This is a genomic window from Nostoc sp. (assembly GCF_036917195.1).
In the GTDB taxonomy this organism is placed as follows: Bacteria; Cyanobacteriota; Cyanobacteriia; order Cyanobacteriales; family Nostocaceae; genus Nostoc.
The window spans coordinates 26,648-39,579 of sequence record NZ_JBALDG010000050.1; the positions used below are offsets into that span (position 1 = coordinate 26,648).

The 12,932-nt window shown below is 43.0% G+C and carries 9 protein-coding genes; all 9 read left to right on the forward strand.

Annotation, left to right across the window (positions count from 1 at the left end; translation table 11 throughout):
* The first annotated feature begins 15 nt into the window (after positions 1-15).
* The 9 genes from V7K40_RS15485 (at position 16) to V7K40_RS15525 (ending at position 12,570) form a co-directional block, all read left to right on the forward strand.
* Entirely contained in the window at positions 16-393 is a 378-nt protein-coding gene (locus V7K40_RS15485; protein WP_334961035.1) for a hypothetical protein, read from the forward strand.
* Between the two features lie 10 nt (positions 394-403).
* On the forward strand, positions 404-2,680 hold the full coding sequence (locus tag V7K40_RS15490) for a tetratricopeptide repeat protein (protein WP_334961037.1): 2,277 nt from the start codon (positions 404-406) through the stop codon (positions 2,678-2,680).
* Between the two features lie 246 nt (positions 2,681-2,926).
* A complete protein-coding gene (locus V7K40_RS15495) occupies positions 2,927-3,145 on the forward strand; it encodes a bromodomain-containing protein (RefSeq protein ID WP_334961040.1) in 219 nt (72 codons plus the stop codon).
* 161 nt (positions 3,146-3,306) lie between these two features.
* Complete coding sequence (locus tag V7K40_RS15500) at positions 3,307-3,858, forward strand: alpha/beta hydrolase (protein ID WP_273762722.1); 552 nt, start codon at positions 3,307-3,309, stop codon at positions 3,856-3,858.
* Positions 3,859-4,276: 418 nt separating this feature from the next.
* Positions 4,277-4,849 carry an HdeD family acid-resistance protein gene (locus tag V7K40_RS15505; protein ID WP_334961043.1) on the forward strand — a complete coding sequence of 191 codons (573 nt, stop codon included), beginning with the start codon at positions 4,277-4,279 and terminating at the stop codon, positions 4,847-4,849.
* 386 nt (positions 4,850-5,235) lie between these two features.
* Positions 5,236-7,326, forward strand: coding sequence for a family 10 glycosylhydrolase (locus V7K40_RS15510; RefSeq protein ID WP_334961045.1), 2,091 nt, complete (start codon positions 5,236-5,238; stop codon positions 7,324-7,326).
* A 742-nt stretch (positions 7,327-8,068) separates the two neighbouring features.
* Positions 8,069-9,385 carry an efflux RND transporter periplasmic adaptor subunit gene (locus V7K40_RS15515; protein WP_334961047.1) on the forward strand — a complete coding sequence of 439 codons (1,317 nt, stop codon included), beginning with the start codon at positions 8,069-8,071 and terminating at the stop codon, positions 9,383-9,385.
* Positions 9,386-9,542: 157 nt separating this feature from the next.
* The gene (locus V7K40_RS15520; RefSeq protein ID WP_334961049.1) at positions 9,543-10,283 is read left to right on the forward strand and encodes an SDR family oxidoreductase; all 741 of its coding nucleotides are present in this window, start codon (positions 9,543-9,545) and stop codon (positions 10,281-10,283) included.
* Between the two features lie 628 nt (positions 10,284-10,911).
* The gene (locus V7K40_RS15525) at positions 10,912-12,570 is read left to right on the forward strand and encodes a pseudouridine synthase (protein WP_334961051.1); all 1,659 of its coding nucleotides are present in this window, start codon (positions 10,912-10,914) and stop codon (positions 12,568-12,570) included.
* Positions 12,571-12,932 lie beyond the last annotated feature (362 nt).

Consider the following 12,932-nt stretch of genomic DNA (forward strand, 5'->3'; position numbering starts at 1 on the left):
ATTTAGAGGTTGAAAATGGCGAGTACATCCAACGTCCAGGTTACCATCGCCCTCCAAGAGCCTGATTTAGATGACGATGAACTGCAAGCCGAAACGCAGAGACTATTGCAACAAATGCTGGAACTGGATGAAGTAGAAGACGCTAGTCTTTTCCGTGAAGCAGAAGCACCAGTAGGGAGCAAGTCACTTACAGGGCTGGCTGTGGGTTGGCTAACAGCGCAGGTGAATGCCAAGAATATTAAAGCATTAATGGGATTTTTAAGCGATCGCCTTGGTAACAAAACCATTGAACTAGAAATTGAGTCCAATGGCAAGAAACTGAAAGTAAAAGCTAGCAGTCGGCAAGAGTTAGAAGCGGCAATTGAGGCAGCACAGAAATTCGTAGCAGGATAGAGAGTCACAAATGGCTAAAGTAGCATTGCTAATAGGGGTTAGTGAATATGAGCCTGGGTTAAACCCGCTACCTGGTGCTGTAAAAGATGTTGAAGCGATGCAGCAAGTGCTGTTACACCCAGAAATGGGCGGCTTTACTGAGACAGATATTATGGTGCTAAAAAATCCCCAGCGCCAAGATATGGAAGAAGCTATAGAAAATCTGTTTGCCCATCGTCAAAAAGATGATTTGTTAGTTCTCTTTTTCTCCGGTCATGGCATTAAGGATGATACTGGCAGACTGTTCCTAGCAACGCGCACCACACGCAAAACACCCAGAGGAGAATTAATTCGCTCATCCGCAGTGCCAGCTAGTTTTATACACGAAAGTATGAGCCGCAGCCGTTCTAAGCGGCAAGTGGTGATTCTCGACAGTTGCTTTAGTGGCGCTTTTGCTGAAGGTTTATCAGCCAAGGATGACGGCACTGTAAATATCCGTGAACAATTAGGAGGTGAAGGGCGAGCTGTTCTCACATCATCTAGTTCAACTGAATATTCATTTGAGCAGCAAGGGTCAGACCTCTCAATTTACACCCGTTATTTAATAGAGGGAATAACAACTGGAGCGGCAGACCTAGACGAAGATGAGGTTGTTTCAATCGATGAGTTGCATGACTATGCAAGCAGAAAGGTTAGAGAAATACAGCCAACAATGAGGCCAGAAATCTACACGAGTAGAGAGGGGTTTAAGATTCGACTTACAAAAGTTCCTCAAGGTGATCCCAAGCAGAAGTATCGCAAAGAGGTAGCGCGATACAATAACCGTGGAGAAATTCCTTTTGTAGGTCGCAAGATTTTAGATGCATTGAGAAATCGTTTGGGACTATCTGAGGTAGAAGCAACTGCAATCGAAGATGAAATGTTGGCAACTTCCCGTCAGGAATTTAGAGAAAAATTACAGCGATACGAAAGAGACTTCACTGAGGCACTCCAGCAGACAATAGCCGTCAGCGTAGATGATCTTAATTCACTAAGACAGAATCTTCAGCAAATATTGGGGCTGAGGAATGAAGATACAATGCCAATTGAGGCGCAGGTGACTGCACGAATTGCAGCCTATAAACAGCATCTACAAGAGTATGAGCAAGTGTTATCTGAGGCAATGCGGCAAGAGTATCCTGTCAGTCAAGCTACTCGCCAGCGGTTGCAGCAGATGCAGCAGGAATGGCAACTCACTAACAAAGATATAGCTTCAGTTGAAAGTCTTGTTACAGATGAAACAGAGACATATCGGCAAAAATTGCAGCAGTATGAACAAGTATTTACCACAGCAACGCAGCAGGAATATCCTCTGAGGGAAGCAAAGCGGAATGAGCTACGACAACAGCAGCAAATCTTAGGTTTGAAAGATGAAGATATTGCCCCAATAACAGAGCGAATTACTGCTGAGATTCAAGCCTACCAGCAAAAATTGCAGCAGTATGAGCAAGTGTTAACTCAAGAAATTCAGCATGGATACCCGTTTGGTGAGGAGATTCGTAAAGAATTAAAGCGATATCAGCAGGTTTTGGAACTCAGAGATGAAGAAGTTGCACGAATTGAAGAAAAAGTTATTCGACAAAGAGATGTAAATCCATCCCTGACTCAGCCAACAGGTGAAAATTCTCAAGTAATTCCTGTGAACTCACCTAACAAATTGCGCCTATTGGTTAGTGGGAGTATTTTTGCTGTGTTTGCTGTAGTTCTAATAATCTCTTCTATACCAAAAACACCACAGTTATCACAAAATACCGAATCTCAACCTAGTGCCAGTCCATCCATCTCTTCTACAAATTCTCAGATGACTGCTGAGGATTTCTTTAACAGAGGAAATGATAAGAGAGAGAAAAAAGATTATCAGGGAGCGATAGAGGATTATAACCAAGCTATCAAAATTAATTCCAACTATGTTGATGCCTACAACTACCGGGGTGTTTCCCACTATCAGCTTGGAGACAACAAGGGAGCGATAGAGAATTACAACCAAGCTATCAAAATTAATCCCAACTATTATAAAGCCTACAACAACCGGGGTATTGCCCGCTCTGCTCTTGGAGATAAAAAGGGAGCAATAGAGGATTTAAACCAAGCTATCAAAATTAATCCCAACTTTGATAAAGCCTACAACAACCGGGGTAATACCCGCTCTGCTCTTGGAGATAAAAAGGGAGCAATAGAGGATTTTCAGAAAGCAGCAGACCTTTATAAGAAACAAGGAAAGATGGCAGATTACACTGATGCAATAAACAAACTCAAAAAGCTTCAGTAATAGTCAAATTATTACAAGATTTAAGAACAGAATATTTATTCATTAATCACGTTTATAAGATATTCCAGCAGCGATGTCTACGACGGGCTACGCCTACGCAAATACTGACAAGAGTTATATTTGCGAGCGCTAAATTTGTACCCTCAGAATCAGCCTCTTCAACCTATAGCAGGAGTGTAATGTTCCATTAAGCACCTACTATGAAGAACTAGGAAATCAAATTGCAGTATATCTGCCGTTTAAATTATGGACTGGAAATATAGGTGGAAAAATGGCTCTCAGCCAAGCCGAGATCAAGCGGTAAAAAACCCTCATTTATTAGATGAGAGTCAGTTCGAGAACCAGCAAGACCGAAAGCTAGCTGAAGAATCTGCAAGGAAGCATTTGGGTATACCTGCACCAATCTTAGATCAGGAGCAGTCAATACTACTTCGTGCAGTTTCCCTTGATGAAGGCTTTCTATGATAACACCATTTTCAAAAATCTTTGTAACAAATAAATTGGCTGTGGGGACATACAAATGTATGCCTCTAAGCATCTATCCTTAGCCGGAACTTTGTGAAATAATATAACGCTTGGGCATTTTGTGCCTGTGTACGCTCCGCACCATTATAAAATTCGACAAGATGCAGATTTATCAACTTTTCAATCGGTTAAACAATAGGAAATTCACTAAGTTACTGACTCAGACTGTAGCTTTAGGCGTGGGTGCTATTGTTCTACTTTTAAGTACTAATGCTAATGCTGCCGAGCAAGTTGTTTTAAAGTATGGTACTTTTCAAGGGCAAATATCTGTTCAAGAATTAAGTCAGTTTACAGAAACTGGCAAGACTACCCCGACGTTAAGAGCTTATTTGGAGGCGGCCAAACAAGACCCCGCGGTAGCTCGTAAGGCATTGAAAGCCCCAATCAAAGCCGATCCTGCCTTTTTAAATAATTTACTGTCTAGCTGGGCTGGGCCAATTTTGGTTGACCAAATTGGTGAGGTAGTTCACCCTCCCACAGGACAACTAGACCAGCAGGCTCTACGAAGTGCTTTAAGTGCATCTATTAAACAAAATGGTGAAGTTACACTGCTTGGAGCGATTCAGAATTATCCAAATACTTCTGTTGAACTTGAAGGAGATCGTCTAATCGCTGTTTATGAACGTCTAAGTAATCTTGCAGAACTCTTATGAGGGCTACTTAGAGAAAATATATAGGACTCATATTTGATTTTTGAAATAAACGTAGTGGAGTGACATGGTGCAATAGTAGTAGGGTGTGTTATGCCCTTGGCTAAGGCACCGTTTTTATGATCTATTGCGGTGCGTTAGCCTAACGCCATAACGCACTTATGATACTTAGATTTATTTCGCAGTGTCCAGATCCCCGACTTCTCATAGAAGTCGGGGATCTAACTTTTCATCAATGATTTAGGATTGCCATAGTTAATTGTCATCAGATCACTGGTTTAGTGCCTCAATAGTCGTAAAGTTTAGTCATGATCAAGATTAAGTTAATACTGATGAGTCTATCTTAGGGTTCATACCCTGTTACTTATAAATTCCCTAACCTAAATGTAGAGTTGAGTCTAAAAATAGGGAAAAGATTTGTATGACAACCGATGCTCCTAAAAATATTAACAAGGATTTTAATGGGTCACTGATAACTGGTGTTCTCCTGAGTATTTTGGGAGTTATTGCGATCGCAGTGCCTAGTCTCTCGACCATATTCGCCGAGACTTGGACTGCGCTGATCTTGATTTCCGTAGGATTTACAAAATTAGTTTATGCCACTCAAACCCGCCACAGAGGAGGTTTTATTTGGAAACTTCTATTGAGCGGACTCTATATTGCAGCCGGCATAATGCTGTTTGTTTATCCTTATACGGGTGTTCTCACACTGACTCTGTTGCTTGGCACCTTTTTGCTGACTGAAGGCACATTCGAGTTAATTCTGGCATTCCGGTTACGTCCGCAAGAAAACTGGACGTGGGTACTAGGTAATGGCATTATTACGCTGGTCTTAGGCGCAATTATTTGGTTCCAGTGGCCCTTCGATGCACCCTGGCTTCTTGGGACACTAGTTGGTGTCAGCATTATTTTCACTGGCATTTCACGCGTGATGCTATCGTTGAATGCGCCCTCTAACTTGAATCCTCCTGACCAAACTGCAAAAGCCACTTAGTACAGCATTTATTTAATTCGTAGCGAATTAAATTTGGCAATCCGTTGCAATGTTAATGCAGCCTGATACAATGCCAATGCGTCGGCTGCATTGTTAATGCGTCCCGATACAATGCCAATGTATCTCGATACAATGTTAATGCGTCGGCTGCATTGTTAATGCGTGCCGATGCAATGTTAATGCGTTCCCGTGCATTAAAAACGTTACCGTTTGACGCAAAACTGTAGTTAGTAGCTAGGGAATGGGGAATAGGGAATAGCAATTACCAATGCCCCATGTCCAATCTTCAATAGTCAAAGTTTATAAGACATTGCAGCAGCGATCGCTCTGATATTGCTAAATTAGCTAAGGAAATCAAAATCCAGACCAGCTAGCTGCAATCAACAATGGTATCTATTACTACTCCCTTCTCGGATATTCAAAACCATTGGGCACGCTTATTTATTACAGCCTTAGCCCAACGTGGTATTGTCAGTGGGTCGCCTAATGGTACATATCGCCCCGATAACTCACTCACTCGTGCTGAATTTGCCGCTATCATCGCTAAGGCATTTCCCACAGTTCCCAAGAAGCGGCAGTATATTCCCTTTGTTGATGTACCTACTAATTATTGGGCAGCAGCCGCCATTCAAGCAGCTTACGAAAAAGCATTTCTTAGCGGGTTTCCTGATAAAAGTTTCCGTTCCGCTAACCGAATTACTAGAGTGGAAGTCTTAGTTTCCTTAATAGGAGGCTTAGAAATTGCCACCAAGGTAAAACCTGACCTCCTCTCAGCACTCCCAGAAATTTATCAAGATTCTGTTCAGATTCCTGGGTATGGTAGAAATCACATCGCTATTGCCACCAGCGCTGGATTGGTGGTTAGTTTCCCAAATGTGAAATTACTCAATCCCAATCTCGCAGCCACCCGTGCAGATGTGGCAGTGATTATTTATCAAGCTTTGGTGTATTTAGGTGAAGCAGAAAAAATTCCCTCTAATTATCTTGTGAAGCCGCCAATACCGATACCAATACCCACACCAATACCTACACCCACACCAACGCCAACGCCAATACCAATACCAACGCCGACACCCACACCTGTCGGTAGTGTAAGGGTAAATCATAGCCGGGAATTCCGGGGGGCGTGGGTAGTATCTGTGTGGAATGGTGATTGGCCTTCCAAACCGGGACTTTCTGTTGCCCAACAAAAAGCTGAACTCAGCGAGATTATTAGTAAATTACAAGCGTTAAACTTCAATGCCCTCATCTTTCAGGTGCGACCAGAGGGAGACGCTTTATATGAATCTAAATTAGAGCCTTGGAGTGCTTGGATTACAGGAACTCAGGGTAAAGCACCAGAACCATTTTATGATCCTTTAGCGTTTGCGATCGCAGAATGTCATAAGCGCAATATTGAACTCCATGCTTGGTTTAACCCCTACCGCGCTAGCACTTCCACCGACCCAGCCAAAACAGTTCGTCCTCACATAGCAGTTACCAATCCAGAAAGCGTTTATTTGTGGAAAACTCAACGCTGGATGGACCCAGGACTGAAAATAGTTCAGGACAGAGCTTACAACGTAATTATCGACGTAGTGAAGCGCTATGATGTTGATGGCATTCACTTAGATGATTATTTCTATCCATATCCCATCGAGGGACAGTCTTTCCCTGATAACAAAACCTATGCTGCATATAAAGCAGCTGGTGGTACACTCAACCTTGGCGACTGGCGACGGAACAACGTTAACAAAATGGTACAGCGCCTTTGGGAGGGGATTAAAGCAACCAAACCCGACGTTAAATTTGGTATTAGTCCCTTTGGGATTTATCGCCCCGGACAACCTGCTGGGATTACTGGCTTGGATGCTTATAACGTGCTGTATGCTGACTCGAAGAAATGGTTAGAACAAGGCTGGATTGATTATATTGCGCCTCAACTTTATTGGCGCACAGACCAACCACAACAAAGTTATTTTGCGTTGCTAAAGTGGTGGACACAGGTAAATACAAAGCAAAGACACGTTTATGCTGGTAATAATTTGACAGAACCAAGCAACAAGAGTCGGGAGAGTGATGAGATTGAAAAGCAGGTGAAAATTAGTCGTAGCCAAGCTGGACAGTTGTCACTGGGGAATATCTTCTTTAATCTCGCTGTTTTGACGGAAAATAGTCAGGGCATTGCTGATAAATTCCAAAGTCTGCTTTATAACAAACCTGCGCTACCTCCAACTTTGTCTTGGCAGGATACAACACCACCCCCTCCACCCATTGAACTACAAGTCAATAACCGCAAACTGAGTTGGCAGCCTGGTGATAATCAGCCAGTTCGTTCTTGGACACTTTATCGGCAAACTGGCGATACTTGGATAATTCAACGAATTTTGTCTGCTGGCACAACCTTCGCTACCGTGCAACAAGCGGGAACCTATGCCGTGTGTGCGGTGGATAGATTGGCGAATGAGAGTGTGGGAACAGTTATTACAGTGAGTTGAACAAAAGTGTTGCCTATGAGTGCGTAGGCATAACCCATCGTACCCCTACGGGGATCTTGTTACACGTAGCGGACGCACCAGAAGACATTGCATGAAGGCGTTGGCAACGCGATGATCGCTATGCTGTTGTGTAGTATGAATGCGTCGTACTCCTACTCAAAAGCCAGCTACGCATAGCGGACGCACCAGCGACATCGCATCTTTAAATATTAGTGCAAAGTAATCAACCTGAACCAATTAAGGCCGATCGGATAGTCAGCCTTTGCTGATTGCTGTGTCAAAAAATCTATACACTTATGTGCAAGTCTGTTTGCATAGTTTAGGTATAGTCATAATCCATCTTTTTGATAAACAACTGAGATTTGATAGGTTTTAAGAAGCGGATTCACCTTTCGGTAGATTTAGACAGAATTATTAAAACTGTATATTTGGATGGGGTAGTATTGTGTCCGCTTAATTACTTATTAAACTCGAAGAACCCCAAAGAGCCAAAGCTACGCTTCGTCTCCCCTAAGAGCTTGCAAGGAGGGGATTAAGGGGAACTAGCGCTGACTAGGGGTCTCCCCAAGTGGAGCATCTGGCGTTCGGGGTGCAATGATTGTGGGAATCATAACTAATTACCCGGACTTTATATAACACATAATTTGCCACAAAACCTCATGCTAAATCAGTAATTTCAATATCAACAGATGAAATTTTGATTGAATTCTAGTTAATTTGTACCTTAAGTTCCTCATCAGCCATGACACCCCCTGAGCCTCAAAATGATTTTGGAGACAAACCTCCACAAACCCCATTTGAGCCACCTTCTGGACAACGGCGGTGGCTTTGGTTATTTTTACCTGCACTACTATTATTAGGGGGCGCAACAGCTATAGTTTGGCGTTTGTTCACTCCGCAAAATTCAGCACCTTCAACTGTTAATGCTCAACCTCAAGGGGTAAGAGTCAAAATATCGACAGTACAAAGCGGCATAATTGAGGAAAGTTCAGATTTTATTGCTAGCCTAAAGTCCCAGCGCTTAATCACGCTCCAGCCGAGGATTCAGGGCCAAGTTACCCAGATATTTGTCAAATCGGGAGATTTAGTCGCCCAAGGAGCGGCAATTCTCCAAGTAGATTCTACGCCACAAGCAGGTGTCAGTGGGAGCAATGCTGTGCCTCAAGGATTTTTAGTCCAACTGGAAAATGCCCGCGCTACACTCAAATCTCTGGAAGCACAACGACCATCCTACGTTGCGAATCTGCAATTGTACCAGCAGAACTACGAAAAGTTTGTCACCCTAGCTGAGGAAGGAGCCGTGTCTCGACAGACTCGCAATCAGTTTGCTGATCGGCTCACCACTGCTAAGACTAGTCTTGATGCAATTGATTCCAGGATTCAAGCACAACGCTCCAACATATTGCAGGCTGAAAAAGCCTTGCAGCAAGCTAATGTAAATATTCCAAAACAACAAGTCCCGCTCCAGTCCGACAAAATTAGCGCTCCCTTTAGTGGCACAGTTGGCAACATCGCCGTGAAAGTAGGTGATTTAGTTAATACTTCCACACAATTAGTTAATATCACCCAAAATCGACCTTTAGAAGTTAATATCTTTGTGCCACTACAGCAAGGGCCCCAATTGCGTAAGGGAATGCCAGTAGAGGTCATGAACACACAAGGTGAGAAGCTTGGTAGAAGTAGGGTATTTTTTATTGCACCTAACGCCAGTAATAAAACACAAGGGATACTGATCAAAGCACTTTTTAACAACCCTAATGGTCAGTTACGTGCAGATCAATTGGTAAGGGCTAGAGTGTTCTGGAATCAGCGCCCGGGAGTTTTAATTCCCACAACAGCAATGACTCGTATAGCTGGGGACACTTTTGTTTATGTAGTTGAAACCGAAAAATCTCCCCAAGGTGTATCCCAACAAGTAGCTCGGCAAAGGCGAGTGAAGCTAGGCGAGATCAGAGGTAATAATTACCAAGTTATTGAAGGATTACAGCCAGAAGATCAAGTTATTATCTCAGGGCTGCTCAATCTCAGGGATGGTGTTGCGATCGTTCCAGAATCTTAATTAAAGCGATTGAGAGCTTTCTGAACAGCTTTATAACCAGGAGCCTGCCTGCCTAATTTAAGATCCAATTGGTAGGCGATCGCTAAATTTAATCTTGGTACAGTACTTTAACAGCAGATAATCACTTTGGTGAACCAAAATAAAATCAGATTAATCTATGGCATCAATAGCTGGAAAAGTTGCAATTATCACTGGTGCATCGCGGGGAATTGGACGAGCGATCGCACTCAAACTAGCAGGTAATGGCGCATCTGTTGTCGTTAACTATGCGCGTAATGCAGGCAAAGCACAGGAAGTTGTTGCGGAAATTGAAAAGTTGGGAGTAGAAGCGATCGCTATCCAAGCTGATGTTAGCAAAGTACCCGACATCCAACGGTTATTTGAGCAAACACTTGAACGCTTCGGTAAACTCGATATTTTGGTCAACAATGCCGGAATCATCTTCTATAAACTAATTAGTCAGGTGACAGAAGAAGATTTTGACAAAATTTTTGCCATTAATGTCAAAGGTACTTTTTTTGCTTGCCAACAAGCCGCGCAACACATGGCAGAAGGGGGACGGATTATCAACTTTTCCTCATCAACTACGGTGATGATGCTGCCAACTTATAGTGCCTATGTAGGAACCAAGGGTGCTGTTGAACAAATCACGCGGGTACTAGCTAAAGAATTGGGTGCAAAGGCGATCGCAGTTAATGTTATTTCTCCTGGAGCCACCGATACAGAATTGTTTCGAGAAGGCAAAACACAAGAGCATATAGACCGTGTAGCCCAAATGGCTGCTTTTGGCAAACTGGGAGAGGTGCAAGAAATCGCCGACGTAGTAGCATTTCTGGCTAGCGACGAATCTAGGTGGATCACTGGGCAAAACATCCGTGTAAACGGTGGAGCCGCGTGAGATGATCAAACTTAAGCGTAAATCCCATGCGCCCCTCAATACTTTTCGGTTAAACGGCAATACAGTTAGATTGGGTTGAGCAACGAAACCCAACATTATCAACCGTTCGTTGGGTTTCGCCATCGCTCAACCCAACCTACCATTCTTATCCGAAAAGTATTGGTACGCCCCTACTAACTAAACATCGGCTGAAAAAGTTTGTATAAACCATACGTGAATTCAGAAAGGCCGCTAAATACTACAGATTAGGGCGATCGCACTTACTCAACATCACATATTAGGCAATATAGTTTAGTAATATATTCCAATACATTCTCCGTCATCATTAAAGACAACACCATATTCATCCATTGATGTACTTTCACCATAATCGCATATGAAGATACAATATATTCCCTATATAATTACTAATAAAAATTTACGCTTTTAAGGCTTAACCAACTAGCTGTCAGGCAATTTCACATGGAGAAAACAGCAAAACTTTGTATTCTTATATATATAACGTTGCTGAATTTGGATATGAAATTCAAAAATAAAATATTCCAAATTCTTATTCTCTGCGCCTCTGTCTTGGAAAGTCTGTGTATAAGGCAAATTTATATTTTAACTCAGCAACGCCGTATATTTTATGGTAATTATACGTTCGCTTTCAGATTTCATAGACTGCAATGCTATCAGCAACTCATCTCCTAGCTATTACTATGAAGGGCGTTGTCTCCAAAGTGGTGATCGCCTAAAACTACCCCGCACCTCAATGGCTGAAGCGATCGCCCACGGACTAATGCAACAGCTTGCCAACAATGATTGTTATTCTCGTGAAGGCAAGATGTATGGAATACTATTGGTTGAACTGCCTAATGGCGAACAACGGGTACTCAAAGCCTTTTCCGGTCTTTTGAATGGTTGCAGTCTGGTTGAGGACTGGGTGCCACCAATTCCAGGAAGAGACAAAGTTGCTTTAGAGGAAGCCCGCACTTTGGCACAGTTGGACGCGATTAAGCAAGAAATTCTTACCTTGAAGCAACTGACCGAACGCCAGCAGTACCAAACCCTATTTGATCAATTTGAGCAGCAATTGCAAGCAATGAGCGATCGCCATCGCCATTGCAAACATCAACGACAGGAAAAACGTCAGCAAATCTGCGATCCACTTACTCTTGAACAACTCGACGAAGAGAGTCGTCAGCAGGGAATTGAGCGACGACAACTTAAACGCCAGCAAAATGCAGTATTACAGCCTCTTCAACAGTTAATTGCAGTGACGGATGCGCGAATTAGCGAACTGAAACAACAGCGTAAAGCACTGTCTTGTCAATTACAAGCTCAGATGCACGCTACATACAGCCTGACTAATTTTTCCGGGCGATCGCGATCATTGCAACAATTGATGCCAAAAGGCTTCCCCACTGGTACAGGAGACTGTTGTGCCCCAAAGCTGCTCCATTATGCCGCAACACATAATCTCAAACCACTGGCAATGGCGGAATTTTGGTGGGGTGCGTCTTCTGTAAATCAGGATAAAATTCAGGGAGAATTTTATGGAGCATGTGCCGAGCGATGTCAGCCACTAATGGGGTTTTTGCTCTCAGGGTTGAAACCTATTTCAATCCTAAACAGGGATGTATACACAATTAGCCCACTTTCCCCTACCAAAGGAGAGATCCCGATTATTTATGAAGACGAATGGCTGATTGCTGTAAACAAGCCTGCTGGGTTACTTTCAGTACCTGGTCGTTATCGCGATCGCCAAGATAGTGTTTTGAGTCGCTTACGTCATCTATTACCGGATGGCATAACCCTTGCATCTGTGCATCGCCTAGATCAGGAAACTTCTGGTATTTTGTTGTTGGCGCGCGATCGTCAAACCCATCGGCAACTCAGCCAGCAGTTTCAGCAACGCCAGGTTTACAAGGTTTATGAAGCCATCCTTTCCGGTGCTGTAACAGTTGACCAAGGTACAATTGAACTGCCATTGTGGGCAGATCCTGAAAATCGCCCTAATCAAAAAGTTGATTGGCAGCATGGTAAACCTAGCTTGACACATTTCCAGGTAATGGCGAGAGAAGAAGACTACACCCGCGTAGAATTTACGCCACTAACTGGACGCACTCATCAATTGAGGGTTCATGCAGCTGATGTGCGAGGACTTGGGGTAACTATTTTAGGTGATCGCGTTTATGGATGCTGTGCAGTTACCAGTCGGTTACATCTGCACGCTAGAGAACTTCGCTTCGAGCATCCGCAGTTAGAAAAAAGCCTACATTTACAAGCAATTACGCCCTTTTGACAATATTAAAATAACGAGTAACTGCTCTATTAATTCATATTAGCTAAGTTTATAATTTATTCTAACAATCAGCTTTTATATATATTTCAAAAAACGGTATCGTAAACTACTATTTTTTGGCGTAGGCATAGCCCAATACAGTTCAGTTAAGGATAATTGTAGGTTGAGTTGAACGAACGCGAATAGCGTCCTGTAGGAAAGTGAAACCGAACAAATGCCCGAAAACTATCAAACAACAAGTAGGTGGTCAGAGTGCGGATGCCTTTTGCATGTATCCTGGTTGAACCCCATGCTAGCAATTGACATCAAAAAGCGATTTAGGGCGATTGCGAGCGAATACAATGTTCATTTGCCTTCCTATA

Coding starts and splice junctions, on each gene's coding strand:
- V7K40_RS15495 (WP_334961040.1), top strand. CDS start 2,927: ATGGACTGGAAATATAGGTGGAAAAATGGCTCTCAGCCAAGCCGAGAT.
- V7K40_RS15505 (WP_334961043.1), top strand. CDS start 4,277: ATGACAACCGATGCTCCTAAAAATATTAACAAGGATTTTAATGGGTCA.
- V7K40_RS15510 (WP_334961045.1), top strand. CDS start 5,236: ATGGTATCTATTACTACTCCCTTCTCGGATATTCAAAACCATTGGGCA.
- V7K40_RS15490 (WP_334961037.1), top strand. CDS start 404: ATGGCTAAAGTAGCATTGCTAATAGGGGTTAGTGAATATGAGCCTGGG.
- V7K40_RS15525 (WP_334961051.1), top strand. CDS start 10,912: ATGGTAATTATACGTTCGCTTTCAGATTTCATAGACTGCAATGCTATC.
- V7K40_RS15515 (WP_334961047.1), top strand. CDS start 8,069: ATGACACCCCCTGAGCCTCAAAATGATTTTGGAGACAAACCTCCACAA.
- V7K40_RS15485 (WP_334961035.1), top strand. CDS start 16: ATGGCGAGTACATCCAACGTCCAGGTTACCATCGCCCTCCAAGAGCCT.
- V7K40_RS15500 (WP_273762722.1), top strand. CDS start 3,307: ATGCAGATTTATCAACTTTTCAATCGGTTAAACAATAGGAAATTCACT.
- V7K40_RS15520 (WP_334961049.1), top strand. CDS start 9,543: ATGGCATCAATAGCTGGAAAAGTTGCAATTATCACTGGTGCATCGCGG.